The organism is Enterobacter sp. MEB024 (assembly GCF_030209635.1).
GTDB lineage: Bacteria > Pseudomonadota > Gammaproteobacteria > Enterobacterales > Enterobacteriaceae > Enterobacter > Enterobacter ludwigii.
Window position 1 is genome coordinate 316,803 of record NZ_JARVRQ010000002.1, and the last position, 24,394, is coordinate 341,196.

Genomic DNA, 24,394 nt, shown 5'->3' on the forward strand with positions numbered 1-24,394 from the left:
GGCACGATCGGCCGCCGACGAAATACGCTTAGCATGGAGGGGCTGGCGCTGAGCCTGGCAGTGAATGCCAGGCTCCTGCCTTTAGTCATCATCTTCTGCCCGTTCAGCCAGCGCCAGCGAGCTGGCACTGGCCGGATCAAACAGGGAAATACTCTCAATCTGATTCAGCATGATCACCTTTCTGAAGTCCATCGCACTTCCGGGTTCTGAATCCAGAGTAATGTCGTGGCGGGCATACCATTTGCTGTAATTATTTTCGATGCAAATCCGCATTGTCTTTTCATCGCGGTAGCCGCTTAGCATGGGGATCAGCACGATATTGGCGGTTTTTTCATACTCGAGCGTTGCGGTGTGGATCATGCCGACATAAATCCGTCTCGAGCGCAGCGTCACCTGCGCCAGCTCCCCTTGCTCCATACACTGATACAGCAGTTGTTCGATACCGCTCGACTGCGCGAGACGTTTGTAGAGCTTCTTCCTGCCTTCTCCGTCCAGCCTGGCGCTGCCTGCCCAGTTAGAACGATAAAGACAAAACAGGATGGCGAAGGCCAGCATGACGACAACCGGTGCCTGAATACCTAAAAAGCTCCAGTTCATAAAATCTATTTGCCAGTCGGCATAGGTTTGCGCGGTGAAGTGGAAGGTGTTGTCGGCGGCAGAAAGTGCATAGAGCAACAGCCAGAGCAGCCCCGTGGCGATCACCCCTTGCAGAACGAAGATACAGCCATACAGGGCAACGAGAAAATAGACATCCCAGCCGAAAGATCGCTTGATTTTAAAACGGGTCGACAGGTCACGGCTGGTGTACCAGTACCCACAGACCATCAGCACCATAAAGATAGCCGTTCCCATATCAGGCCCTCTTCAGCGCGTTAACATGACGCAGGAAATCCTGTCGCACCTCGTTGCTCTTGTAGTTCACCGAGGCGTTCCCGTCCTGGTCGATGATGATGCGATCGCCATCCTCCACGGCTTCGATAATTTCCTGCTGGCTCATCACCTGGAGCAATGATTCTGGACTGGAGAAAAGTGACAGAAAGAAACGTTTCATCGCGGGGTTTCCTCATCCTTATGATTAAAAAGGATAAGTCTGGAAGAAGAAGGGGAAATTCGCCTTAAGGTAAAACTGAAAAGCAAAACGGGGAACAGGTGTGTCAGAAAAGGTGCTGAAAAAAGTATCGGCAAGAAAGGTGTAACTTTTTGAAAATTAATATAAATAAAAAATAGTTTTTCACAAACTTGGACAAATAACGTTAATTGTGTAAGTTTTAATTATGCGATTACGCCACGTTGTTTACCGCCAGGATGTGACCCATGAGCACTTTGCCCTCTGTCGTGAGTCGGTTTGTTGAGTACTACACCGCACTGGATAGCCAGCCGCCCTCAGCGCTGGTCGGGCTTTATCATTCGGATGCCACGCTTATCGATCCGTTCGGCGAGCATGACGGGATTTTCGCGCTCCAGCGCTATTTCACCCATCTGCTGGCCAATGTTGAAAATTGCCGTTTTACCATTGATCCTCCGCTGTTTGGTGACCGCCGTTTCGTTGTCACGTGGATTATGCACTGGTCGCATCCGCGCATTGCCGGAGGCGAGCCGCTCGACCTGCCGGGATGTTCGGTGGTGGAGACCGAACATGGGTTGATTACTCGCCAGCGTGACTATTACGACGCCGGAGAGATGATCTACGAACACCTTCCGCTGCTCGGTTGGGCAGTGCGCGGCGTGAAGCGGAGGGTGAACGCATGAGCACGGTTCTGATTACCGGAGCAAGTTCGGGCATCGGCGCCGGGCTGGCGAAATCCTTCGCTGCTGACGGCCACACGGTTATCGCCTGCGGGCGCGATCCGGCGCGTCTGGACGCCCTGCATCAGCACAGCCCCACTATCACGGTTCGCCTGTTCGATATGACAGACAGGGACGCCTGTCGCCAGGCGCTGACGGGCTGCTATGCCGACCTGGTTATTCTCTGCGCCGGTACCTGCGAATACCTTGAGCAGGGCGTGGTGGATGCAGCGCTGGTAGAGCGGGTGATGACCACCAATTTCCTCGGGCCGGTGAACTGTCTGGCCGCGTTACAGCCGCAGCTGGTTTCAGGCAACCGCGTGGTGCTGGTCAGCTCCATGGCGCACTGGCTGACGTTCCCGCGCGCAGAGGCTTACGGCGCGTCCAAAGCGGCGTTGAGCTGGTTTGCCGACAGTCTGCGGCTCGACTGGGAGCCGAAAGGGGTCGCCGTGACGGTGGTATTCCCGGGCTTCGTTGATACGCCGCTGACGCGAAAAAATGACTTTGCCATGCCGGGCAGGGTGAGCGTTGAAGAGGCCGTGCAGGCCATTCGGACCGGGCTGGCGAAAGGGAAAATGCAAATTGCGTTTCCTGTGGGGTTTGGCCTTATCTTGCGGTTGCTCTCAGGGCTTCCCGCGTTTCTTCAGCGCACACTGCTGCGCAGGATGGTGCGTTCATGAAGATTGCCATTATCGGCAGCGGCATCGCCGGGTTGACCTGTGCCTGGCGTCTTGCCGGTCATCACGAGGTGACGCTGTTCGAAGCGGGGGCCACTCCCGGCGGGCATACCGCGACGGTTGACGTGCCGACGCCACAGGGCACTTTCGCCATCGATACCGGTTTTATCGTCTACAACGACCGTACCTACCCACGATTTATGGGCCTGCTGAGCGAGCTGGGTATCAGCGGGCAAAAGACGCAGATGAGCTTTTCGGTGCATAACCCGCAAACCGGGCTGGAGTACAACGGACACACCCTGACCTCGTTATTTGCCCAGCGTCGAAACCTGGTGAACCCGTCGTTCTGGCGGCTGCTCGGGGAGATTGTCCGCTTTAATCGCCTGGCGAAACAGGCGCTGGAGAGCGAGCCAGACCCGCACGCGACGCTGCAGACGTTTCTGGAGAGACACCGCTTTACGCCGTTTTTCGCGCGTCACTACATTCTGCCGATGGGGGCGGCCATCTGGTCATCGTCGTTGCAGGAGATGAAACGTTTCCCGTTGCCGCTCTTTTTGCGTTTCTTTGACAATCACGGCCTGCTGGATGTGACGCATCGTCCGCAGTGGTACGTCGTGCCCGGAGGTTCGCGGGAATACATCCGCGCCATGCTGGATAAACTCGGTGATCGCCTGACGCTGCACCTCAACGCCCCGGTGCAGCGCGTGATTCGTCAGCAGAATGGGGTAACGATCCAGCTCGACAACGCGAGCCACAGCGTTGATCAGGTGATTTTTGCCTGTCACTCCGGGCAGGCACTGGCGATGCTTGACGCGCCGAGCGCGGCTGAGCAGGACGTGCTGGGCGATATCGGCTGGCAGCGTAATGAGGTGGTACTTCACAGCGATCCGCGCTGGCTACCGGTACGTCAGCGTGCCTGGGCGAGCTGGAACTACCGTCTGAGCCAGCAGGATCAGGCCAGCGCCTGCGTCACCTACAACATGAATATTTTGCAGGGGTTGCCTGCGGGTAGCCCGTTGTTCTGCGTCACCCTTAATCCGGACATCCCCGTGGATGAACGCTTCGTTCTGAAACGCTTTGTCTATGAACACCCGCTGTTTAACCCCAAAAGCTGGCGTGCACAGGCGCGTCGCGGTGAGATTAACGGCCACCAGCGTAGCTGGTTCTGCGGCGCTTACTGGTACAACGGCTTTCATGAAGATGGCGTGCGCAGTGCGCTGGACGTGGTGAATGCAATAGCCGCCGGGGAGGGGAACTGAAATGAACAGCTGCCTCTATCACGGTGTATTACGCCATCGTCGCTTCCGGCCGAAAGCGCACCAGTTCCGCTACAGCGTCTTTATGGCCTGGCTCGATCTTGATGAGCTGGAGACGTTGCCCGCGGTCGGGGTCCGTCGCAATCGCGTTGCCGCCGCCTCGTTCCATGATGCGGATTATCCGCTGGGCACGCCGCTTAAAGAGAACGTCCTCACCAGGCTTGAAAGCCTGATCGGAGAACGGCCGCAGGGGCGGGTTATGCTCCTGACGCAGCTGCGCTACTTCGGATTCCATTTTAATCCGGTCAACTTTTACTACTGCTATGACCGGGCGGAGACGCTGCGCTGGGTGCTGGCGGAAGTTCGCAATACCCCGTGGAATGAGTGTCATTACTACGCGGTGAATGGGCAGGATGCGCGTCCCACAGAAAAAGCGTTTCATGTTTCCCCTTTTAACCCGATGGACATGGTTTACCACTGGCGCTTTAACCCGCCTGACGACTCGTTGCATATGCACATTGAAAACCATCAGGAAGCGAAGGTGTTTGACGCCACGCTGGCGCTACGCCGGGAGCCGCTTACCCGGGCGGCACTGCGGTCGCTGCTGCTGCGCATTCCACTGATGACCCTCAAAACCGTTTTCGCTATTTACTGGCAGGCGCTGCGGCTGTGGCTCAAGCGCGTGCCGCTGTATAACCATCCCGTCAGCAGGAGTGAACGCTCATGACCGATCCCGTCTTTGCGCTTGAACCCGATATCCCGCGCAACGTCCGCATCGCGCGCTGGCTGCTGTTTCGTCTGTTAAGCGGTATCCGCGGCGGCTCGCTGACCCTGCGTGAGGGTGCGCAGACGTTCCATTTCGGCGAGACATCCGCTGCGCTGCATGCTGACGTTCAGATCCTGAGCCCGGGCGTGTACTGGCGTGTCTTAACGGGGGGCAGCCTCGCCGCCGCTGAGGCCTGGATGGATGGCGAATGGGAAACCACACAGCTCACGCCATTGCTTGAGATCCTGGCGCTTAACGGGCAGGTGCTTGGCCGGCTGGAAAAGGGATTTCGCCTGTTCAGCAGGCCGCTTGAACGGCTTCGTCACTGGACGCGGCGAAACTCACGCGCCCAGGCCCGCGAAAATATTGCCGCGCATTACGATCTGGGCAACACCTTTTATGCCCATTTTCTGGATAACGAGTTGCTTTACTCCAGTGCGCTGTTCACCGCAGATGAGCAGGATCTCACGGCGGCTCAACAGGCCAAAATGGCTCGCCTGTGCGATCAGCTGGCGCTGAACGCCAATGATCACCTGCTGGAAATTGGCACAGGCTGGGGCGCGATGGCGGAATATGCCGCCCGTCATTATGGCTGTCGGGTGACCACCACGACGCTGTCGCAGGAGCAGTATCTCTGGGCGAAAGAACGGATTGTCCGCGCCGGGTTGCAGGATCGCGTTGAGGTACTGCTGTGCGATTACCGCGATCTCACCGGAGAGTACGACAAGCTGGTCTCGATAGAGATGATTGAGGCCGTGGGGCAGCGCTATCTGCCAACCTTCTTCCGCACCTGTCAGGCCAGGCTGCGACCGGGAGGTCGTATGGCAATACAGGCCATCACCATTCAGGACCAGCGCTATCGCGACTACAGCAAAAGCGTCGACTTTATCCAGCGCTACATTTTTCCCGGCGGTTTTTTACCAAGCATCACCGCCATGAATGAGCTTATGACACGCCACACCGATTTCGTGATGCGCAATCTCTTTGATATGGGGCCCGACTATGCCCGCACGCTGGCTCTCTGGCGCCAGCGCTTCGTGCATGCATGGCAGGAGATTGAAAAGCTTGGGTTCGATGAGCGGTTTCGTCGGATGTGGCTGTACTACCTCGGCTACTGCGAAGCCGGGTTTAACGCCCGCACCATCAGCGTGGTGCAGCTGACCGCCGAGCGCGTATGAAACATTATTTACAGGTCTTTCTGCTGGCAATCGCGTTCGATTTTTACTGGGCGCTGGTGGTGCTCTTTCGCGAGCAGGGCCTGATTATCTGGATCGTGCTGGCGGTTGTGGCCTGCCTGCTGTTGCCGTCCGCGTACCGACTTTACGCCATTGCGCTGGCCGCGGCAGGGAGCCTGCTGGATGCGCTCTGGGCGTTGACGGGCCTGATTGCGTTTACGGGGGAGTCACTGATGCCGCTGTGGATGGTGGCACTGTGGCTGATGTTCGCCACCGTCTGGACTCAGCTGACGCGCACAACAACATTACCCGGCTGGCTGCTGACCCTGCTGGCAACCGTGGGCGGGCCTGTCGCCTATCTGATTGGCGAACGGCTTGGTGCCATTACTTTTCTGGAGCCGACCTTTATTGTCATCAGCTGGATGGCACCGGGCTGGCTGGTATTGATGCTGTTTTTCCATCTGCTGGTGGGGAGACAAAAATGAGAGCTGCGGCACTGCTTCTCTTACTGATAATCCTGTCCCCCGTGGCTCAGGCTGCCGACTGGCTGACCTGGCGCAAGGTCGGTGACGCCACGCTGACCTGGGGGCCGTTCACCGTCTATACCTCACAGCTTCGCACGCCGGAGGGGCGTTACAGCGGGGAGAACGGGGATCGGGCGTTGATCATCACTTACGCGCGTGAAATCGACCGTGACGACCTGGTTGAGGCAACGCGCGATCAGTGGCAGGCGCAGGGGATCCTCGAGCAGGAGCCCCAAAGCGAAACCTGGCTGCGTATGCTCCAGTCGCTCTGGCCCGATGTTGGGCCGGGCAGCCAGCTGGCGTTTGTGGTCACCGACAGGCAGGGGCAGTTCTGGTACCGCGCTTCGGCGGCGCAGAAAGACTTTATTCCACTGGGACCACGTCAGTCCGCCGCGTTCAGCACGCGCTTTCTGGCAATCTGGCTCAGTCCCCGCACGCAATATCCCGCGCTGCGTCAGCAGCTGACAGGAGGGCAACAATGAAACGTATTCTGGTCATCGCGCTGGCGGTAACGATGCTGCTGGCCGGCTGCAGTACAGAGGTGACGGAATACCGTCAGCAGCAGCCGAAGCTGGATATCTTCCGCTATTTTCAGGGGAAAACCGAAGCGTGGGGCATGGTGCAGGATCGCAGCGGTAAACAGTTGCGCCGGTTTCACGTTGAGATTGCCGGGGACGTTATCGGCGATACGCTGACGCTCAATGAACATTTCGTCTATGACGACGGCGAAAAGCAGCAGCGGGTATGGCATATCCGGCGGATAGGGGGCGATCGCTACGAAGGCACGGCAGGGGATATCGAAGGGGTGGCGACCGGGCAGGCGGCGGGAAACGCCTTCAACTGGCATTACAGCATGCAGGTGAAAGCCAATGGCAGCACCTGGCTGCTGCACTTTGACGACTGGATGTACCTGCAGGATGAAACCCATCTGTTCAATAAAACAGAGCTGAAGAAACTGGGCGTCACCGTCGCCACGGTGACGCTGTTCTTTACCCGCAAGGCGTGACGTTACTCGCTCCAGGGTGCCGGTTCGGCGGGGGTTTTGCTGCTGAGGTAGATGAAGATCAGCGCAATGGCCAGGCAGACGATGGCCCCGAGACGGCTCAGCGAAAACGGAATGACGGCGTTACCCAGCCAGCCAAAGCTGTCAATCAACATACTCATGGTGAGCTGGCCGAAGATCACCGCGACCGTGGCGACGGCGGTACCGATACGTTGTACCGCCAGTACCATTATCACAATGTAGGGCACGCCGAACAGGGCACCGAGCAACTGCCATTTGGGCACGTCCATCAGGGTAACGGCCTGTTTGGGTTCAAAGAAGAAGATCAGCAGGGCGGTGACCAGCGCACCAACGGAAAACGTCAGAAACGCGCTTTTAAAGACGCCCACGCTGCTTCCCAGCTGTCCGTTGATGGCGGCCTGGATGCTCAGCGTCGCACCGCCACACACTGCCAACATAATCATAATCAGTGTCATTTTGTTACCCCTGTGCAACCAGAACCAGCGCGGCAATGATGAAAAGCAGCGCGATGATGCGTTTACCGTTAATCTTTCTGGGCGTGGTGCCCAGCAACCCATAGTGGTCAATGATAAGACTCTTAAAGACCTGACCTGCCAGAATGCCAATCATCGTCAGGGCAATGCCGATGGCCGGCGTGGCGAGGGTCAAAATGACGACGTAAACGGGCCCGAGTACGCCGCCGAGCAGTTGCCATGCGGGCTGTGCGAAAAACGACGGGCTGTTACGCGGGCTGAAAAACAGCATCAGCAGAAACGTCAGCGCGGCACCTGTACCGAAAATACTGAACGTGGCCCATAAATCGCCGACTTCCCCACCCAGTGGCCCCAGCAAGCCAGCCTCTACGGAGAGGCCCATGCCGCCGAGAATAACCAGTAAAATTAACATCCATTGCATATTCATTATCTCTACGTTCTGAAGGCGAAACAGACTAGCCCTGAACATCGATGAGAAAAATGCCATAATGCAGGAAACACCTTTGCAGGAAATGCACTAATGGTTGATGCCGGAAATATGAATATCCGCTCGCTGCGGGTTTTTATTGCGGTTTACGAAGCGCAAAACTTTTCTTTGGTCGCCCGGCGGGAGGGGATGTCTGCCTCGCAGGTTTCACGCGTTATCCATCAGCTTGAGGACGCGCTCGGCCAGCAACTTTTCTATCGTAATACCCGGGCGGTGATCCCAACGGAAAGCGGCCACCTTTTTATCCGCTACGCCAGAGCGATGGTGGAAAGCCTGGAGGAGGCGCGTCGGGAGCTGGATGAGCGTTCGACGGAGCCTTCCGGGACGCTGCGCATAAATGGCCCGGTGTACTTTGGGCAGCGACACGTTGCCCCTGGCCTGCCTGCACTGGCGGCGCGGTATCCCCGGCTGAATATAGAGCTGACGCTGACCGATGACTTTATCGACCCGCACAAAGATGCCGCCGACGTTATCTTTCGCATCGGCATGCTGACGGATTCAACCTTTCACGCGCGGGTTTTTGGCCAGCAGCGTTACCATCTGGCCGCGTCGCCGGACTATTTGCGAAAACACGGCGTGCCAGACGGGCCGGATGACCTCAGTCGCCACCGGTGCCTGGTCTACCGCGGGTCGTCAGGTCCCAATCGCTGGCTGGTGCGAGGTCAGGGGGACGCCTGGGTGCATTACCCCGTAGTGCCGCTGATGACCTCCAATAATGCGGAGTCGCTGCTCATTGCCGCGCTGGGCGGGATGGGGATCGTGCTGTTTCCGGACTGGCTGATTGGCGACAGACTGCAGAAGGGGGAACTGGTCGCACTCCTCGCGGAACGGGAGTGCGCCATAAACACCGAGCCGCTGAACATTGCGGTGATCTATCCTCACGCCCGTCATCCGCCCCTGAACGTCAGGGCGGTGATTGATCATTACGTGGCGCTTTTCGGCACCCCGCCTTACTGGCAGACGTAGCGATTACGCGCCGAGTTCTTTACGGATAATGTCGGCGCCGGCGCTCAGGGCGTTGAGCTTTCCGTTGGCTACCTGACGTGAGAGCGGGGCCATCCCGCAGTTTGTTGATGGCCACAGCTTGTCGGCATCGACAAACTGCAGCGCTTTACGCAGCGTATCGGCCACTTCCTCTGGCGTCTCAATGGTATTGGTCGCCACGTCAATGGCACCCACCATCACCTTTTTGCCGCGGATCAGTTCCAGCAGGTCCATCGGTACGCGGGAGTTGTGGCACTCCAGCGAGATGATGTCGATATTGGACGTCTGCAGCTTAGGAAAGGCTTCTTCATACTGCCGCCATTCTGAACCGAGCGTTTTTTTCCAGTCGGTATTGGCTTTGATGCCATACCCGTAGCAGATATGGACCGCGGTCTGGCAGCGCAAACCTTCGATGGCGCGTTCCAGCGCGGCAATACCCCAGTCGTTCACCTCATCAAAAAACACGTTAAAGGCCGGTTCATCAAACTGGATGATATCAACGCCTGCCGCTTCTAACTCCCTCGCTTCCTGGTTGAGAATTTTGGCAAATTCCCAGGCCAGCTTTTCGCGGCTTTTATAGTGAGCGTCATAGAGGGTGTCGATCATGGTCATCGGGCCGGGCAGAGCCCACTTGATCGGTTTATCCGTGAGCTGACGTAAATACTTTGCGTCATCAACGAACACCGGTTTTTGACGCGCGACGGCATCCACCACGGTCGGCACGCTCGCGTCATAGCGGTTACGAATTCGCACGGTCTGGCGGTTCTCAAAATCAACGCCGCTGAGATGTTCAATAAAGGTGGTGACGAAGTGCTGACGAGTCTGTTCGCCGTCGCTGACAATATCAATGCCCGCACGGATCTGCTCATCCAGAGATAAACGCAGCGCATCCTGTTTACCGGCAAGTAATTCCTGATCCTGCAATTTCCATGGCGACCAGAGCGTTTCGGGTTGCGCAAGCCAGGTTGGCTTAGGCAAACTGCCAGCCGTTGAAGTCGGGAGCAATGTTTTCATAGTAGAAGACCTTTATTATTGATTAATTAAAGCGTGTTGTGACCTGACCACTGCTCAAGAAGAGGTTTATAGGGCTTGATGAAATACGCTTCCGTAAATTTGCCCTGTTCAATTGCCAGCCGGCTGCGTTCTTCGCGGTCATAAACAATTTTTGTTAATGAATGATCCTCATGATTCAGATCGGGCTGGTAGCATTCTCCGGCTGTCGAGTTCGCATTGTAAATTTCAGGGCGATAAATTTTCTGGAAAGTCTCCATGGTGCTGATGGTGCTAATCAACTCCAGATTGGAGTAATCCCGTAATAAATCGCCGGTGAAATAAAACGCAAACGGCGCTGCGCTATTCTCAGGCATAAAGTAACGAACCTGCAGACCCATTTTCCCGAAGTACTGCTCGGTTAAGGATGTACCGTCCGGACGATACTCGATGCCCAGTACCGGGTGCTGGTTGCCCGTGCGGCGGTAGGTGTCTTTGCTGGAGACGCTCAGGCAGATCACCGGTGCCTTTTTGAAGTTCTCTTTGTATTCAGGTGAGTTAACGAAATGCCGGAAAATAGTGCCGTGCAGCTCACCAAAATTATCCGGGATCGCGAAGCGGGACTGATTTTTATTGTGCTCCGGCAGCAAGACGCTGAAATCATAATCGCGGACATAGGACGAGAAATTATTTCCAACGATACCGTCGATGCGCTCATGGGTCTTTTTATCAACGATCGTTGTTTGCAATATTTCGATGGCCGGGAAGGGCTTCTCAGCGCCGATATGTAAATCCACAGAAATAATGTCCAGTTCGAGCGCATAGCGATCGGCTTTTGGGTTATCCCAGCGCGCTAACGCGTTAAAACGGTTATTCATCATCACCAGCGTATTACGCAGGTTTTGCTGGCGTTTTTCGCCACGGGCCAGGTTGGCGAAGTTGGTGGTGGTACGCGTATTTTCTGAAGGGTTATAATTTTCATCAAAGCAACTACGCTTAAGGCTAAATGTAAAAGCATTACTCATCGTCGTTATACATCCTAAGTTCTTGTTGCTAAGAAGTTACCAATGCATAATTTATGCCTGAGCCCGTGACGGAGGGGAAGTGACTTAATTTCACTGCAACATGAGCTATCTTCATGAACAGCGCCTTTCCAGGTATAATCCCCAAAATTTCAACACGGTTTAGAAACGATCATGACAAAACTCACCCTACAAGAGCAGATGCTGAAAGCAGGCTTAGTCAGCAGTAAAAAGATGGCTAAAGTTCAGCGCACGGCCAAGAAATCGCGCGTTCAGGCCCGTGAAGCAAGGGAAGCAGTAGAAGAGAATAAAAAAGCGCAGCTCGAGCGTGACAAGCAGCTGAGCGAGCAGCAGAAGCAGGCGACGCTGGCGAAAGAGTTTAAAGCGCAGGTCAAGCAGCTGATCGAAATGAACCGCATCACCGTGACCAGAGGCACCATCGCCTTTAACTTTACCGACGGCAATCTCATCAAAAAAATCGAGGTCGACAAGCAGACGCAGGCCCAGCTGATCAATGGCCGCCTGGCGATTGCGCGTCTGGTGATTAATGCCAATGGCGACTGCGACTATGCGATTATCCCGGCAGTGGTGGCCGATAAAATCGCCCAGCGCGATGCCGAGAGTATCGTGTTAAACAGCGCCCTGAGTCAGGAAGAGCAGGATGAAGACGATCCGTACGCAGATTTCAAAATTCCTGACGATTTGATGTGGTAAGTCGCGCTTAAAACGGTGCGGCGTGACGGGCGTTAATTGCCTCTGCGCTCACCGGATGCACAAAATCCAGCTCGCTGGCGTGCAGCATCAGTCGCGGTATCGGTTCGGTGCCCGGCAGTGCAAGACCGCCATACAGATCGCAGCCTAAAATAGGGTAGCCCAACTGCTGGCAGTGAAGACGCAGCTGGTGGGTTCGCCCGGTCTCCGGGGTCAGTCTGACCCGCGTCAACGGCAGTGCCGCATCATAAAACCGGTCCATCACCTGATAGCGTGAGCGTGCGGGTTTGCCGGTAATTGCACAAATCGACATCAGCGGGAACAGCGCCGGACCTTTAGCAATCGGGGCATCAATCACGCCCTCGTCGTGTTCCACATGCCCGCAAAGCAGGGCGCTGTATACCTTTCGCACGGCGCGCTGGCTAAACTGGTGACAGAGGGCGGCGTTAATCGCTTTATTGCGCGCAATCACCATCAGCCCGGATGTACCGAAATCCAGACGATGCACCAGCGTGCAGCCGGGAAACGTCTGTACCAGTCGATAATGCACTGAATCGCGGTTTTGCGGATTTTTGCCTGAAAGGCTGAGCAGACCGGAAGGCTTATTAATCAGGACCAGATGTTCGTCCTGCCAGAGGATCTCGATCTCGTCGTGACACGGTGGGGCAATAAAGGAATCTATAATCTCAGACATCAGACGGTCCGACAGAAGAGTGGGTGCGGATGATAGCGAATTTTTAGCGGCGGGGACAGAAAGAAACCCTCCCACCAGGCGGTGAGAGGGGGATGATTAAGCGGCTACGAGGCTGTCGATAGCGGCTTTCGCGTCGGTCTGCGCTTTGCTCGCAACTTCCGGGCCGTAGGCAATACCTTCAGCAAACACGAAATTCACGTCGGTGATACCGATGAAGCCCAGGAACAGAGTCAGGTACGGTGCAACCAGGTCAGTTGGGGTGTCTTTGTGAATACCACCACGGCTGGTCAGTACAATCGCACGCTTACCTTTCACCAGACCTTCAGGACCGTTTTCAGTGTAACGGAAGGTTACGCCGGCACGGGCAACCAGGTCGAAATAGTTCTTCAGCTGAGTAGGGATGTTGAAGTTGTACATTGGCGCGTTGATCACGATAACGTCGTGCGCCTGCAGTTCAGCAATCAGCTCGTCAGAGAGGGCCAGGGCTTCCTGCTGACGTGGCGTCAGGGGAGCGTCGCCTGGACGCAGCGCGCCAACCAGTTCGCCATCCAGCACAGGAATCGGGTTTGCAGCCAGGTCACGCACGGTGATTTCATCAGCAGAATGCTGTTCACGCCACTGTTCAACGAAGTAGTCAGAGAGCTGACCAGACTGTGAGTACCCTGCCAGAATACTGGATTTCAATACTAATACTTTGCTCATGGGTGATTCCTGTTTTTGCATTTGATTGAAGGGGGTTGCCCCGTTGCTTGTTGACACTCTATTCACAATCCTGTCGCAGGGATAGCGCAATATATCGAAGTCTATGTTCGAATTTTTTGAATAAGGCACTCAAAGCGCCAATGTGATACTCTATAGCAATCATTAAAAAGAGATTTTACCCGGCAGTGCACTGCCCGTTAACGCTATGACAGAACAACAAAAATTAACCTTCCCGATGCTCCTGCAACAGCTTGATTCACTGATGCTGCGTGATAAACAGCGGTTCGCCCGCCGTCTGCACGGGGTGAAGAAGGTTAAAAATCCTGATGCACAACAGGCCATTTATCAGGAGATGGCCAAAGAGATTGAACAGGCGGCAGGGAAAGTCGTGCTGCGCGAAGCCGCACGTCCGGAGATTACCTACCCGGAAAACCTGCCGGTCAGTCAGAAAAAACAGGACATTCTTGACGCCGTGCGCGACCACCAGGTGGTGATTGTCGCAGGGGAAACCGGTTCAGGGAAAACCACTCAGCTGCCGAAAATTTGTATGGAGCTGGGGCGTGGGGTGAAAGGGCTGATTGGTCACACCCAGCCGCGTCGTCTGGCGGCGCGTACCGTGGCGAACCGTATTGCCGAAGAGCTGCAAACGCAGCCCGGCGGCTGCATTGGGTATAAGGTGCGATTCAGCGACCACGTTAGCGATAACACCATGGTCAAGCTGATGACTGACGGTATTCTGCTGGCGGAAATCCAGCAGGATCGTCTGCTGATGCAGTACGACACGATCATTATCGATGAAGCGCACGAACGCAGCCTGAATATCGACTTCCTGCTCGGGTATCTGAAAGAACTGTTACCGCGTCGCCCGGACCTGAAAATTATCATCACCTCCGCCACCATCGATCCGGAGCGTTTCTCAAAGCATTTCAACAATGCGCCGATTATCGAGGTCTCTGGCCGAACGTATCCGGTGGAGGTGCGCTATCGCCCGATAGTGGAAGACGCGGACGATACCGAGCGCGACCAGCTGCAGGCCATCTTTGATGCCGTCGACGAGCTGGGAAATGAAAGCGCGGGCGACATTCTGATTTTCCTGAGCGGCGAACGGGAAATCCGCGATACCGCTGACGCCCTCAGCAAGCGCGATCTTCGCCATACCGAAATTCTGCCGCTGTATGCGCGCCTGTCAAACAGCGAACAAAACCGCGTGTTCCAGCCGCACAGCGGACGTCGTATTGTGCTCGCCACCAACGTGGCGGAAACCTCGCTTACCGTGCCGGGCATCAAATATGTGATTGACCCGGGTACGGCGCGTATCAGCCGCTACAGCTACCGCACCAAAGTGCAGCGCCTGCCAATTGAGCCGGTTTCTCAGGCTTCCGCTAATCAGCGTAAAGGCCGCTGTGGCCGTGTGTCGGAAGGGATCTGTATTCGCCTCTATTCCGAGGACGATTTCCTGTCGCGACCGGAGTTTACTGACCCGGAAATTCTGCGCACCAACCTGGCGTCGGTCATCCTGCAGATGACTGCGCTAGGGCTTGGCGACATCGCCGCGTTCCCGTTTGTCGAAGCGCCGGACAAGCGCAATATTCAGGACGGCGTGCGCCTGCTGGAAGAGCTGGGTGCCATCACCACCGACGAGCAGGCTAGCGCCTACAAACTGACGCCGCTGGGTCGTCAGCTCAGCCAGCTGCCGGTTGACCCGCGGCTGGCGCGCATGGTGCTGGAAGCACAGAAACACGGCTGTGTGCGTGAAGCGATGATCATTACCTCCGCGCTCTCGATTCAGGATCCGCGCGAGCGTCCGATGGACAAGCAGCAGGCGTCTGATGAAAAACACCGTCGGTTCCACGATAAAGAGTCCGACTTCCTCGCCTTTGTGAACCTGTGGAACTACCTCGGCGAGCAGCAGAAAGCGCTGTCGTCGAACCAGTTCCGCCGCCAGTGCCGCGTCGATTTCCTCAATTATCTGCGCGTGCGCGAGTGGCAGGATATCTACACGCAGCTGCGTCAGGTGGTGAAAGAGCTGGGCATTCCGGTTAACAGTGAACCGGCGGAGTACCGCGAAATTCACATTGCGTTGCTGACCGGTCTGCTCTCCCATATCGGGATGAAGGATGCCGACAAGCAGGAGTATACCGGGGCGCGTAACGCCCGTTTCTCCATCTTCCCGGGGTCCGGTTTATTCAAGAAACCGCCTAAATGGACCATGGTGGCCGAACTGGTGGAAACCAGCCGCCTGTGGGGCCGCATTGCGGCGCGCATTGATCCTGAATGGGTTGAACCTGTTGCCCAGCATCTGCTGAAGCGCTCATACAGTGAACCGCACTGGGAGCGCGCGCAGGGCGCGGTGATGGCGACCGAAAAAGTGACCGTTTACGGTCTGCCGGTGGTTGGCGCGCGCAAGGTTAACTACAGCCAGATAGATCCCGCGTTGTGCCGCGAGTTGTTTATTCGTCACGCGCTGGTGGAGGGCGACTGGCAGACGCGTCATGCGTTCTTCCGTGAAAACCTCAAACTGCGTGCCGAAGTGGAAGAGCTTGAGCATAAATCCCGTCGCCGCGACATTCTGGTCGACGACGAGGCGCTGTTTGAGTTTTACGACCAGCGTATCAGCCACGATGTGATTTCTGCCCGCCACTTCGACAGCTGGTGGAAGAAGGCCAGCAAAGAGACCCCGGACCTGCTCAACTTTGAAAAGAGCATGTTGATCAAAGAGGGAGCGGAGTCGGTCAGCAAACTCGATTACCCGAACTTCTGGCATCAGGGCTCTCTCAAGCTGCGCCTGACCTATCAGTTTGAGCCGGGCGCGGATGCGGATGGCGTCACCGTACACATTCCGCTGCCGCTGCTAAACCAGGTCGAAGAGAGCGGATTCGAGTGGCAAATTCCGGGGCTGCGTCGCGAGCTGGTGATTGCGCTGATCAAATCGCTGCCAAAACCGGTGCGTCGTAACTTTGTGCCTGCGCCAAACTATGCCGAAGCGTTTTTAGGCCGCGTAACGCCGCTGGAGTTGCCTCTGCTGGATTCGCTGGAGCGTGAGCTCAGGCGCATGACGGGCGTAACCGTCGACCGCGACGACTGGCACTGGGATCAGGTGCCCGATCACCTGAAAATCAGCTTCCGCGTGGTGGACGACAAAAACAAAAAGCTGCAGGAAGGCCGATCGCTGACCGAACTGAAAGAGGCGCTGAAAGGTAAAGTCCAGGAGACGCTTTCTGCGGTGGCTGATGACGGTATCGAGCAGAGCGGATTGCACATCTGGAGCTTTGGCGCGCTTCCGGAAAGCTACGAGCAAAAACGCGGCAACTACAGGGTGAAGGCCTGGCCTGCACTGGTAGATGAGCGTGACAGCGTGGCCATCAAACTCTTTGATAATCCACAGGAACAACAGCAGATGATGTGGCGTGGTCTGCGTCGTTTGCTGCTGCTTAATATTCCGTCACCGATTAAATATCTGCACGAGAAGTTACCGAACAAAGCCAAGCTTGGCCTCTACTTTAACCCGTACGGTAAAGTGCTGGATCTGATTGACGACTGCATCTCCTGTGGCGTAGACAAGCTTATCCACGAGGCGGGCGGTCCGGTCTGGTCAGAAGCGGAGTTTGCGGTACTGCATGAGAAAGTCAGGGCAGAACTGAACGACACCGTGGTCGACATTGCGAAACAGGTCGAGCAGATCCTCACCACCGTGTTCAATATCAACAAACGCCTGAAAGGGCGCGTGGATATGACCATGGCGCTGGGGCTGTCGGACGTGAAAGCGCAGATGGCCGGGTTAGTGTACCGTGGATTCGTTACCGGCAACGGCTTCAAGCGCCTTGGCGATACGTTGCGTTATCTGCAGGCGATCGAAAAACGTCTGGAGAAAATGGCTATCGATCCGCATCGTGACCGCGCGCAGATGCTGAAAGTGGAAAGCGTGCAGAAGGCATGGCAGCAGTGGCTCAACAAATTGCCGCCGGCGCGCCGTGACGATGAAGACGTGCAGGCGATCCGCTGGATGATCGAAGAGCTGCGCGTCAGCTTCTTTGCCCAGCAGCTCGGTACGCCGTATCCCATTTCGGATAAGCGTATTTTGCAGGCAATGGAGCAGATTTCGGCGTAACGTCGGGTGTTCGCCCTCTCTCTGTGAGAGAGGGCATCTGCGTTTAGCGATTCACCACGGCCAGGGTAAAGCCATCCCATCCTTTACTGCCCACCGTTTGTAGCGCGGTCGCCGTCAGGCGCGGGTTATCCCCGATCATCTCAATAAATCGTCTGACGCCCTGTACGCGGGCATCGTCGCTTTGCGCGTTAATCACTTCGCCGTCCCGAACCACATTATCCCCGACGATCAGCGTTCCCGGGCGTGAGTAGTACAGTGCCCACTCCAGATACCCCGGATTGTTTGGCTTATCGGCATCGATAAAAATCAGGTCGAACGGCGGAATATCACCGATGTGTTCAAGAGAGTACAGCGCCGGGCCTTCAATGAGCTCAATCCGATCGCTGAGCCCCGCCAATTGGATATTCTGACGTGCAACACGGGCATGGATGGGGTCCGCTTCGAGGGTGATCAACTTCCCGTCAGGTGGCAGCGCACGCGCCATCCAGATAGTGCTGTAGGCGCCCAGCGTGCCGATTTCAAGGATCCGCCGTGCCTGCGTCATGCGGACAAAAAGCGCCAGCAGCTGCCCCTGATTGGCCGCGACATCGTGTTCGGGTAAACCAGCTCGCTGGTTGTTTTCCAGCACCCGCTGGAGGATATCATCCTCGGGAATGAGTGAAGAGATCATGTAATTATCGACTGCAGACCACTGTTGTTGCATAGATTGACTCCTGAGTGGCAAACACCGGGTTGCGCTGCGATCCGGTTTTCGCCCTCTCCATGCCGGAGAGGGCCTGGGGTATCAGATCACGCGTTGCTCCAGCCTCCGCCCAGTGCTCTGTACAAATCAACCTGCGCCAGCAGCAGGTTGTTTTTGACCTGCACGACGCTGGTTTGTACCGAGAACAGCGTGCGCTGGGCATCCAGCACATCCAGGTACGACGAATAGCCGTTGCGATAGCGGTTTTGCGCTATGCGCAGCGTCTCTTGCGCCACATCTTGTTGGGCAAGCAGCTCCGTCAGTTGTTCCTGATAGCGCGTGATGGCATCAAGACTATTATTGACCTCGGCAAAGGCGTTACGGACGGTTTTTTCATAACTGTAAAGCGCCTGGTTGCGCTGGGACTGCGAAATATCCACCTGTGCGTTCAGCGCCTGGCGGTTGAGCAGCGGAGCAAGAATGCTGCCGCCGACGCTCCAGAGCTGCAGCGGGTTGTCGAGTAAGCCGGAGAGCGTGCGATCCTGTATTGATCCGGTTGCGGTCAGGTTGATCGACGGCAGCAGGCTGGCACGAGAGGCAGCAAGCGAGGCATCAGCCGCAACCAGTTGCTTTTCAGCCTGCACAATATCCGGACGGCGATTAAGCAGCGAGGAGGGCAGTTGCGAGGGCAATGTCAGGGGCGTCAGGGCCGCGAAGCTTTCACTGCGCGCGACCTCGCCCGGGTTGCTCCCCAGCAGCAGGCTCAGGGCGTTCTCCTGCTGTGCAATCTGATGCTGCAGCAGGGGAACCTGCGCCCGCGTGGAGCGCAGTTCGGAGTCGGACTGCATCAGCTCCAGGCGTGAACTGTAGCCCGTTTCAAACTGGCGTTTAGCGAGAGTGAATGCCTCTTCCCGGGACTTCAGCGTGGAGCGGGTGACGCGAAGCTGTTCATCGAGGGACAGCAGGGTGATATAGCCGGAGGCGACCGAGGACGCCACGGTAAGATCTGCCGCCGCCGCCGCGGCTTTCTGCGCGTCCAGCGAGGCTTCAGCCGCATTCGCGGTGCTGCGGTTTACGCCCCAGATATCGACATCATAGCTGGCGGTGAGGCTGCCTTTATACAGGCTGCTGTAGATCGGCAGACCGGTGGCAGCAGATTGTGTCCGCGCGCGGGTGCCCGTGACGCCAGCATCCAGCGACGGAAACAGGCTGCCGTCGGCCGCGTAGACCCGCGCCTGATACTCGTTAATCCGTTCGCGGGCAATCAGCACGTCGCTGTTGTTCTTAAGCGCCAGGTCCACATAGCGGTTCAGATTATTGTCGTGGAAATTACGCCACCAGAGCTGTTCTGCAGGGCTTGCCGGGCCTGCTGTTGCTCGCCATTGTGTGGGGATGTGCAGCGACGGCTGCGCCGGTTTCACGTCGACCGACTGGCAACCGGCCAGCACGGTCATGATCATCAGAACGGCTATCGGGCGAAGGGTCATTGCTTCGCCTCCCGCGTATCAATGGTCACCTGCACCGACATGCCCGGACGCAGAAGCTGATAGGCTTCCTGGTCACCCAATACTTCAATTCGCACCGGAATACGCTGGGCAATTTTGACAAAGTTACCCGTGGCGTTATCCGGCGTGATGGCGCTGAACTCAACGCCGGTTGCCGGAGAGATACTCTCCACGCGGCCCTGATAGGCCTTATCATTTAACGCATCGACGGTGAATTTCACCGGCTGACCCACCCGAAGCTCCGCCAGCTGCGTCTCTTTAATATTGGCGATCACCCAGTGCTGAGGCGGCACGAGGGTGGTGAGGTGGGTTCCGGCGGTAACGTAAGCTCCCAGACGAACGGCGATCTGACCAAGCTGGCCGTCGCGTGGCGCCACAATGCGCGTGTTTTGCAGGTCAATTTGCGCCAGCTCCAGCGCCGCTTTGGCGTTTTCCACATCCGCCTCCAGCGCGCCGCGATTGACGATCACCGTTTGCAGATCCTGGCGCGACATTTCCAGCGTGGCTTTCGCCTGATCAATGTCGGCGCTGCCCTGGGCTGCGCTTGCCAGCGCGGCGTCGCGCTCACGGATAGACAGTGAACCATCCGCCGTCAGGTCCTTCACGCGCTTCAAATCCGCCTGGGATTTCAGACTCTGGGCGCGGGCATTTTTCAGAGCCGCTTCGTTTTTGGCGATCACCGCTTCGGCGCTTTTGCGCTGTTGCAGGTTGTTGTTCAGGGCAGCAATCTTCATCGCCAGCTGCGCTTCGGCCTGATGCACCCGCTGGCGGTAGATACGGTCATCAATCTGCAGCAGCAGCTCGCCCTTTTTGACCCGGTCGAAATCCTGCACCTTCACCTCAGTGATATAGCCGTTAACCTGCGGGCTGATAAAGGTCGTCTGTCCGCGCACGTAGGCATTATCAGTAAACTGCGAGTGGCGGGTGAACGGGGGTAGCTGCCAGGCGTAGAGGATCACCAGTACGCCGACAATACCGATTGCCGCCGCGGTGAAAACCGAAACGATACGGACATTTTTACGGGTGTTGGCCTGCTCTTTAGCGGCATCCTGCTGACTCATAACATCTCCAGAGAAATCATTTTCATATTCATTACTTGTTGCCTGTTGCCTTCTTCAGGGCCATACGGGCAGTCAGGCGCAGGCGCAGCAAGCGCCATAAAATCCAGACCAGGGTGGCGGCGGCAATGCTCGCCGTCAGTAAATAAGTATCGTTATAAGCCAGAATATTTGCCTCAAGCGTTGAAACCGTTTGCAGCTGGGTGATGGCCTGGGTGCCCAGCAGCGAGCTGTCGCCAATCAGGTTCCGGTACAGCCCGGTGTAAGCCTGAATACGGTCATTCACCAGCGGGTTCAGGGTTGTGAGCTGATCGGCCAGCATGCTGGAGTGGTATTTCTCGCGCCAGGTCTGGAAGGTCCCCAGGATGGCAGAGCCGAGCAGGCCGCCGAGGTTCTGGCTCATGCCAAACATCACCGAGAAGCTCACCAGGTTGCGCGGATCGGCGATAACCCCGCCAATGGCGGCCAGCATGGCGGGCGCGAGGAAGAAGGCGCTGCCGAAGCCCAGCAGGAACTGGCTTAGCATCAGCTGGTCCGGGCGGGTCAGGTTGTTCGACTGGCTGTCCAGCAGGGAGGCAACAATCATAAGCGCCAGCGAGGTAATGATCGGCCACGCCAGTTTTGTGGGCTTGATGGTCAAACAACTGGTCACAATCCCGCAGACAATACCGGCAAAAATAGACCACGCCAGGTGGGTCATCTGCTCATTCTGCAAGCCGACATACTGCAGCCAGCCGATAACGCCGGTGTTTTGCTCCGCCAGCACGATGCGGATCAGCAGCATAATGAGCCCGAGACGCACGATGCTGCCGCTCGACAACCAGCGGGTATTCAGCAACGGGTTAGAACGGTTATGTTCAAACACGATCGCAGACACGATTAATACCAGCGCTAATGCCAGCGACCAGCCGATCCACGGCGCTTCAAACCACCAGTAAAGACGGCCTAAGGAGAGCACCGCGCAGAGCAGCGCCATCCCCGGGGCCAGTAAAAAGAAGGTGATGAAGTCTTTTTTCTCGAAGACCTTGCGCCGGTCGCCAGGAGGCAATTTCAACGCTATCACGCAGGCCAGTGAAATGAGCGCCAGCCCGAGCTCAAAGAAGTAAAGCCCGCGCCACTCGTCAAGCTGCAGCAGCTCGGTCGAAAAGAGGCGGGCGAGGGGGATGGCGAGCGATGACCCGGTAATCCCGATGGTCAGTGCCTTCAGACGGTGTTTCGCGGGCCAGGCCTGTATCTGGTAGTAAATACCGAGGGAGCTGAGCGCGGCGGCCACCATCCCGTGTGCGGCACGCACCATCAGCGCGGAGCTGAGATCGTTTACAAACAGGTGGAAAAAGGTGACCAGCACATACAGCACCAGAAAACCTTCCGTGAAGGCGCGCAAACCATACTGCTGGCGGAATTTCACCAGCAGCAGGTTGATGGAGATGTTGGTCATTACATACACCGCCGGGAGCCAGGCGATTTCTGTCGACCAGGCCCCGAAGGTCCCCTGCAGATTTTGCAGATTGGCGGTGACCACCGCATTACCCAGCGCCCCCGTCAGGCACACCAGCAGACCGACAACCCCGTAGGCAATCCGTTTTGGCGTGCTGTGTTCTGGCGTGGAGGGCGAACCCAACAGGGCGGGTTTCTCATGAGGCTGCCACTCGCGAGGAGCATAAGGGTCGCGTTCGGGCAGGCGCATAACGTCTTTTACCTTAGAAAAAATTGAATAATGAGTGGGCTAACGATTCTACGTTTGCCGCAAATGATAATTCAAGTGAATATGATTTTCGCAGGTTAATCAAATGTTGAAGAACAGGTTAAGGAAAAAGAGCGGCCCGGGAGGCCGTTGTTTTGTCGATCTGAAGTCGTTAATCTGAACCAGAGCAACTGAGGACATCACCATGGTTCAGACGCATTTTCCCCTTCTGCCGGAGTCAACCCTGGCGGCAATTAACACGGTCGGCCAGTGGCTGGCACAGGATGATCTGGGCGATACCCGCGACGTGGCGGCGGTTGACAGGGTTATTCTGGCCGGAAACGCGGTGATGCCGACCATCGACGCTGCCTGCCGTATTGCCGCTGAACACGACGTTCCGTTACTGATTAGCGGAGGGATTGGCCATTCGACCGCGTTTTTGTATGCGGCCATCGCTCAGCATCCGCTTTATCACACTGTCCCGGTAACCGGGCGAGCGGAAGCACGTATTCTGGCCGATATTGCCCGCCAGTTCTGGCAGATCCCAGATGCGCACGTGTGGGTTGACGATCAATCAACCAACTGCGGAGAAAACGCGCGTTTTAGCTGGAGCATGCTCAAACAGCATCAACAGACGTCCGGGCGCGTGCTGGTCGTGCAAGATCCGACCATGCAGCGCCGCACGATGGCAACCTTTGCCCGCGTGTGCCGTGACGAGTCTGTTTCCCCGCAGTGGGTCAGCCACCCGGGCTATACACCGGTGCTGAAAAACGGCGAAAACGGGCTGGTGTTCAGCGGGGAGAGCGCTGGCCTCTGGCCGGTAGAGCGTTATCTTTCGCTCATTTTAGGCGAGCTTCCGCGACTCTGTGATGACATGAACGGCTATGGCCCGGCCGGGCGTGATTTTATTGCACACGTTGAATTCCCCGACGAGGTGACTGCAGCGTGGGCACGGTTAAAGAAGGATCCTGTGCTTACAGATGCCCTGAACCACCGGTCGCTTCTCTGAGCAGAGGTCGTTTGCGGTATTCCCCTCTCCGCGGAGAGGGGACCGGCATTACAGCGAGGCGAATTTGTCCAGCGTGCGCACCAGCTGGGTGACGAAACCGTATTCGTTGTCATACCAGGCGACGGTTTTCACCAGTTGCAGATCGCCAGCCTCTGATACCTCGGTCTGTGTGGCGTCAAAGACAGAACCAAAGTGAGAGCCAATCACATCAGACGAAACAATCTCTTCATCGGTATAACCAAAAGATTTATTCCCCTGCGTCGCTTTTTTCAGCGCGGCGTTGATCTCCTCAACGGTGACCTTTTTACCCAGAATCGAGACCAGCTCGGTCACTGAACCGGTTTTCACCGGTACGCGCTGGGCGTGGCCTTTCAGCTTGCCGCTGAGGGCCGGAATCACCAGACCGATGGCTTTGGCCGCCCCGGTGGTGTGCGGAATGATATTCTCCGCCGCGGCGCGTGAGGCGCGAAGATCTTTCCCGCGCGGGCCATCCACCAGCGCCTGCGTGCCGGTATAGGCGTGAATGGTTGTCATGGTGCCCACTTTTATTTCAAACGCATCGTGCAGCGCTTTTGCCAGTGGGGCGAGGCAGTTGGTGGTACAGGAAGCAACGGAAATAATCGTATCACTGGCGTCAATGGTATCGTCATTCACGTTATACACGATGGTTTTCATCTCACCGGCAGGGGCAGAGATCAGCACTTTTTTGGCACCGGCCTCAAGGTGTGCCTGTGATTTTTCTGCCGACGTGTAGAAGCCGGTGCATTCCACGACGATATCCACGCCCGCGGCTTTCCACGGGATATGTTTTGCCTCTTTTTCGGCGTACACGGCGATAGTTTTTCCGTCAACAATCAGGGCGTCTTCGGTGAAGTCTACGCTCCACGGGAAGCCACCGTAGTTGGAATCATGCCTGAGCAGGTAGGCCAGCACTTTGGGAGAGGTGAGATCGTTGATGGCGACGACGGTGTTGCTGTCCTGGGTTTCAAGAAGGCGACGCAGGACAAGGCGTCCTATGCGTCCAAATCCGTTAATGCCAATTTTACTCATGGTGTACTCCTGTGAACGCGTCTTTGCG

General features: G+C 56.7%; 25 protein-coding genes. 12 read left to right on the plus strand and 13 right to left on the minus strand.

Translation table 11 applies throughout. The annotated features are described in order from the left end of the window. Window positions 1–81: 81 nt before the first annotated feature. Together QRN24_RS03765 and QRN24_RS03770 are read right to left on the minus strand one after the other, a co-directional pair. Window positions 82–852: a hypothetical protein gene (locus QRN24_RS03765; RefSeq protein ID WP_014169953.1), complete on the minus strand. Its 771-nt coding sequence runs from the start codon at window positions 850–852 to the stop codon at window positions 82–84. A gap of 1 nt (window position 853) precedes the next feature. Continuing rightward, window positions 854–1,051, minus strand: coding sequence for a hypothetical protein (locus tag QRN24_RS03770; protein WP_008502331.1), 198 nt, complete (start codon window positions 1,049–1,051; stop codon window positions 854–856). Window positions 1,052–1,314: 263 nt separating this feature from the next. On the opposite strand from QRN24_RS03770, the gene QRN24_RS03775 reads away from it, so the two are divergent. Genes QRN24_RS03775 through QRN24_RS03810 form a run of 8 tightly spaced genes read left to right on the plus strand, consistent with a single transcriptional unit; the run spans window position 1,315 to window position 7,189 of the window. Beyond that, window positions 1,315–1,749 (plus strand): nuclear transport factor 2 family protein, encoded by a 435-nt coding sequence (locus tag QRN24_RS03775; protein ID WP_014169955.1) that lies wholly within the window; start codon window positions 1,315–1,317, stop codon window positions 1,747–1,749. Next, on the plus strand, window positions 1,746–2,465 hold the full coding sequence (locus QRN24_RS03780) for an SDR family NAD(P)-dependent oxidoreductase (RefSeq protein WP_025204266.1): 720 nt from the start codon (window positions 1,746–1,748) through the stop codon (window positions 2,463–2,465). Before QRN24_RS03775 ends, QRN24_RS03780 begins: the two co-directional genes overlap by 4 nt. Beyond that, on the plus strand, window positions 2,462–3,721 hold the full coding sequence (locus tag QRN24_RS03785; protein ID WP_151887541.1) for an NAD(P)/FAD-dependent oxidoreductase: 1,260 nt from the start codon (window positions 2,462–2,464) through the stop codon (window positions 3,719–3,721). The genes QRN24_RS03780 and QRN24_RS03785 overlap by 4 nt, the downstream gene beginning before the upstream one ends. Window position 3,722: 1 nt before the next feature. Then, window positions 3,723–4,445, plus strand: a complete 723-nt coding sequence (locus QRN24_RS03790; RefSeq protein WP_284942356.1) for a DUF1365 domain-containing protein — start codon at window positions 3,723–3,725, stop codon at window positions 4,443–4,445. Next, window positions 4,442–5,662 (plus strand): SAM-dependent methyltransferase, encoded by a 1,221-nt coding sequence (locus QRN24_RS03795; RefSeq protein ID WP_047744609.1) that lies wholly within the window; start codon window positions 4,442–4,444, stop codon window positions 5,660–5,662. The genes QRN24_RS03790 and QRN24_RS03795 overlap by 4 nt, the downstream gene beginning before the upstream one ends. Beyond that, the gene (locus tag QRN24_RS03800; RefSeq protein ID WP_040017417.1) at window positions 5,659–6,144 is read left to right on the plus strand and encodes a DUF2878 domain-containing protein; all 486 of its coding nucleotides are present in this window, start codon (window positions 5,659–5,661) and stop codon (window positions 6,142–6,144) included. The genes QRN24_RS03795 and QRN24_RS03800 overlap by 4 nt, the downstream gene beginning before the upstream one ends. Beyond that, complete coding sequence (locus QRN24_RS03805; RefSeq protein ID WP_138613930.1) at window positions 6,141–6,665, plus strand: hypothetical protein; 525 nt, start codon at window positions 6,141–6,143, stop codon at window positions 6,663–6,665. Before QRN24_RS03800 ends, QRN24_RS03805 begins: the two co-directional genes overlap by 4 nt. Further along, a complete protein-coding gene (locus QRN24_RS03810; RefSeq protein ID WP_193162066.1) occupies window positions 6,662–7,189 on the plus strand; it encodes a DUF3833 domain-containing protein in 528 nt (175 codons plus the stop codon). Before QRN24_RS03805 ends, QRN24_RS03810 begins: the two co-directional genes overlap by 4 nt. Window positions 7,190–7,191: 2 nt before the next feature. On the opposite strand, the gene QRN24_RS03815 is transcribed toward QRN24_RS03810, so the two are convergent. After that, window positions 7,192–7,662, minus strand: a complete 471-nt coding sequence (locus QRN24_RS03815; protein WP_244047963.1) for a DMT family transporter — start codon at window positions 7,660–7,662, stop codon at window positions 7,192–7,194. A 4-nt stretch (window positions 7,663–7,666) separates the two neighbouring features. After that, window positions 7,667–8,101 (minus strand): DMT family transporter, encoded by a 435-nt coding sequence (locus tag QRN24_RS03820; RefSeq protein WP_025204258.1) that lies wholly within the window; start codon window positions 8,099–8,101, stop codon window positions 7,667–7,669. Between the two features lie 99 nt (window positions 8,102–8,200). On the opposite strand from QRN24_RS03820, the gene QRN24_RS03825 reads away from it, so the two are divergent. Continuing rightward, on the plus strand, window positions 8,201–9,133 hold the full coding sequence (locus tag QRN24_RS03825; RefSeq protein WP_284942357.1) for a LysR family transcriptional regulator: 933 nt from the start codon (window positions 8,201–8,203) through the stop codon (window positions 9,131–9,133). A 3-nt stretch (window positions 9,134–9,136) separates the two neighbouring features. Here the strand turns inward: QRN24_RS03825 and QRN24_RS03830 are convergent, their stop codons facing one another. Both QRN24_RS03830 and QRN24_RS03835 read right to left on the minus strand, forming a co-directional pair. Continuing rightward, window positions 9,137–10,165: a methionine synthase gene (locus QRN24_RS03830; protein ID WP_025204256.1), complete on the minus strand. Its 1,029-nt coding sequence runs from the start codon at window positions 10,163–10,165 to the stop codon at window positions 9,137–9,139. 26 nt (window positions 10,166–10,191) lie between these two features. After that, complete coding sequence (locus QRN24_RS03835; protein ID WP_151712626.1) at window positions 10,192–11,166, minus strand: DUF1852 domain-containing protein; 975 nt, start codon at window positions 11,164–11,166, stop codon at window positions 10,192–10,194. Between the two features lie 171 nt (window positions 11,167–11,337). Between QRN24_RS03835 and QRN24_RS03840 the strand changes: the two genes are divergently transcribed. Continuing rightward, window positions 11,338–11,877 carry a DUF2058 domain-containing protein gene (locus QRN24_RS03840; RefSeq protein ID WP_014169968.1) on the plus strand — a complete coding sequence of 180 codons (540 nt, stop codon included), beginning with the start codon at window positions 11,338–11,340 and terminating at the stop codon, window positions 11,875–11,877. A gap of 7 nt (window positions 11,878–11,884) precedes the next feature. Here QRN24_RS03840 and QRN24_RS03845 read toward each other — a convergent pair whose 3' ends face one another. Beyond that, on the minus strand, window positions 11,885–12,568 hold the full coding sequence (locus QRN24_RS03845) for an RluA family pseudouridine synthase (RefSeq protein WP_284942358.1): 684 nt from the start codon (window positions 12,566–12,568) through the stop codon (window positions 11,885–11,887). A gap of 96 nt (window positions 12,569–12,664) precedes the next feature. Continuing rightward, window positions 12,665–13,270, minus strand: a complete 606-nt coding sequence (azoR, locus tag QRN24_RS03850) for an FMN-dependent NADH-azoreductase (protein WP_284942359.1) — start codon at window positions 13,268–13,270, stop codon at window positions 12,665–12,667. Window positions 13,271–13,475: 205 nt separating this feature from the next. Here azoR and hrpA point away from each other — a divergent pair, with 205 nt between their 5' ends. Continuing rightward, a complete protein-coding gene (gene hrpA, locus QRN24_RS03855; protein WP_032678113.1) occupies window positions 13,476–17,378 on the plus strand; it encodes an ATP-dependent RNA helicase HrpA in 3,903 nt (1,300 codons plus the stop codon). A gap of 43 nt (window positions 17,379–17,421) precedes the next feature. On the opposite strand, the gene QRN24_RS03860 is transcribed toward hrpA, so the two are convergent. The 4 genes from QRN24_RS03860 to QRN24_RS03875 form a co-directional block, all read right to left on the minus strand. After that, window positions 17,422–18,081 (minus strand): O-methyltransferase, encoded by a 660-nt coding sequence (locus tag QRN24_RS03860; protein ID WP_020884214.1) that lies wholly within the window; start codon window positions 18,079–18,081, stop codon window positions 17,422–17,424. Between the two features lie 86 nt (window positions 18,082–18,167). Then, on the minus strand, window positions 18,168–19,547 hold the full coding sequence (locus QRN24_RS03865; RefSeq protein WP_138013814.1) for an efflux transporter outer membrane subunit: 1,380 nt from the start codon (window positions 19,545–19,547) through the stop codon (window positions 18,168–18,170). Continuing rightward, complete coding sequence (locus QRN24_RS03870; protein ID WP_014169974.1) at window positions 19,544–20,626, minus strand: HlyD family secretion protein; 1,083 nt, start codon at window positions 20,624–20,626, stop codon at window positions 19,544–19,546. The genes QRN24_RS03865 and QRN24_RS03870 overlap by 4 nt, the downstream gene beginning before the upstream one ends. Before the next feature lie 31 nt (window positions 20,627–20,657). Beyond that, window positions 20,658–22,310, minus strand: coding sequence for an MFS transporter (locus tag QRN24_RS03875; RefSeq protein ID WP_044866484.1), 1,653 nt, complete (start codon window positions 22,308–22,310; stop codon window positions 20,658–20,660). A gap of 202 nt (window positions 22,311–22,512) precedes the next feature. On the opposite strand from QRN24_RS03875, the gene QRN24_RS03880 reads away from it, so the two are divergent. Next, window positions 22,513–23,316 (plus strand): YdcF family protein, encoded by an 804-nt coding sequence (locus QRN24_RS03880; protein ID WP_148575699.1) that lies wholly within the window; start codon window positions 22,513–22,515, stop codon window positions 23,314–23,316. A 48-nt stretch (window positions 23,317–23,364) separates the two neighbouring features. Here QRN24_RS03880 and gap read toward each other — a convergent pair whose 3' ends face one another. Next, window positions 23,365–24,366 carry a type I glyceraldehyde-3-phosphate dehydrogenase gene (gene gap / locus QRN24_RS03885; protein ID WP_020884211.1) on the minus strand — a complete coding sequence of 334 codons (1,002 nt, stop codon included), beginning with the start codon at window positions 24,364–24,366 and terminating at the stop codon, window positions 23,365–23,367. Window positions 24,367–24,394 lie beyond the last annotated feature (28 nt).

Excerpts from the sequence above, each read along its gene's own strand:
- QRN24_RS03765 (WP_014169953.1), bottom strand. The coding sequence starts at position 852 with ATGGGAACGGCTATCTTTATGGTGCTGATGGTCTGTGGGTACTGGTAC.
- QRN24_RS03770 (WP_008502331.1), bottom strand. The coding sequence starts at position 1,051 with ATGAAACGTTTCTTTCTGTCACTTTTCTCCAGTCCAGAATCATTGCTC.
- QRN24_RS03775 (WP_014169955.1), top strand. The coding sequence starts at position 1,315 with ATGAGCACTTTGCCCTCTGTCGTGAGTCGGTTTGTTGAGTACTACACC.
- QRN24_RS03780 (WP_025204266.1), top strand. The coding sequence starts at position 1,746 with ATGAGCACGGTTCTGATTACCGGAGCAAGTTCGGGCATCGGCGCCGGG.
- QRN24_RS03785 (WP_151887541.1), top strand. The coding sequence starts at position 2,462 with ATGAAGATTGCCATTATCGGCAGCGGCATCGCCGGGTTGACCTGTGCC.
- QRN24_RS03790 (WP_284942356.1), top strand. The coding sequence starts at position 3,723 with ATGAACAGCTGCCTCTATCACGGTGTATTACGCCATCGTCGCTTCCGG.
- QRN24_RS03795 (WP_047744609.1), top strand. The coding sequence starts at position 4,442 with ATGACCGATCCCGTCTTTGCGCTTGAACCCGATATCCCGCGCAACGTC.
- QRN24_RS03800 (WP_040017417.1), top strand. The coding sequence starts at position 5,659 with ATGAAACATTATTTACAGGTCTTTCTGCTGGCAATCGCGTTCGATTTT.
- QRN24_RS03805 (WP_138613930.1), top strand. The coding sequence starts at position 6,141 with ATGAGAGCTGCGGCACTGCTTCTCTTACTGATAATCCTGTCCCCCGTG.
- QRN24_RS03810 (WP_193162066.1), top strand. The coding sequence starts at position 6,662 with ATGAAACGTATTCTGGTCATCGCGCTGGCGGTAACGATGCTGCTGGCC.
- QRN24_RS03815 (WP_244047963.1), bottom strand. The coding sequence starts at position 7,662 with ATGACACTGATTATGATTATGTTGGCAGTGTGTGGCGGTGCGACGCTG.
- QRN24_RS03820 (WP_025204258.1), bottom strand. The coding sequence starts at position 8,101 with ATGCAATGGATGTTAATTTTACTGGTTATTCTCGGCGGCATGGGCCTC.
- QRN24_RS03825 (WP_284942357.1), top strand. The coding sequence starts at position 8,201 with ATGGTTGATGCCGGAAATATGAATATCCGCTCGCTGCGGGTTTTTATT.
- QRN24_RS03830 (WP_025204256.1), bottom strand. The coding sequence starts at position 10,165 with ATGAAAACATTGCTCCCGACTTCAACGGCTGGCAGTTTGCCTAAGCCA.
- QRN24_RS03835 (WP_151712626.1), bottom strand. The coding sequence starts at position 11,166 with ATGAGTAATGCTTTTACATTTAGCCTTAAGCGTAGTTGCTTTGATGAA.
- QRN24_RS03840 (WP_014169968.1), top strand. The coding sequence starts at position 11,338 with ATGACAAAACTCACCCTACAAGAGCAGATGCTGAAAGCAGGCTTAGTC.
- QRN24_RS03845 (WP_284942358.1), bottom strand. The coding sequence starts at position 12,568 with ATGTCTGAGATTATAGATTCCTTTATTGCCCCACCGTGTCACGACGAG.
- azoR (WP_284942359.1), bottom strand. The coding sequence starts at position 13,270 with ATGAGCAAAGTATTAGTATTGAAATCCAGTATTCTGGCAGGGTACTCA.
- hrpA (WP_032678113.1), top strand. The coding sequence starts at position 13,476 with ATGACAGAACAACAAAAATTAACCTTCCCGATGCTCCTGCAACAGCTT.
- QRN24_RS03860 (WP_020884214.1), bottom strand. The coding sequence starts at position 18,081 with ATGCAACAACAGTGGTCTGCAGTCGATAATTACATGATCTCTTCACTC.
- QRN24_RS03865 (WP_138013814.1), bottom strand. The coding sequence starts at position 19,547 with ATGACCCTTCGCCCGATAGCCGTTCTGATGATCATGACCGTGCTGGCC.
- QRN24_RS03870 (WP_014169974.1), bottom strand. The coding sequence starts at position 20,626 with ATGAGTCAGCAGGATGCCGCTAAAGAGCAGGCCAACACCCGTAAAAAT.
- QRN24_RS03875 (WP_044866484.1), bottom strand. The coding sequence starts at position 22,310 with ATGCGCCTGCCCGAACGCGACCCTTATGCTCCTCGCGAGTGGCAGCCT.
- QRN24_RS03880 (WP_148575699.1), top strand. The coding sequence starts at position 22,513 with ATGGTTCAGACGCATTTTCCCCTTCTGCCGGAGTCAACCCTGGCGGCA.
- gap (WP_020884211.1), bottom strand. The coding sequence starts at position 24,366 with ATGAGTAAAATTGGCATTAACGGATTTGGACGCATAGGACGCCTTGTC.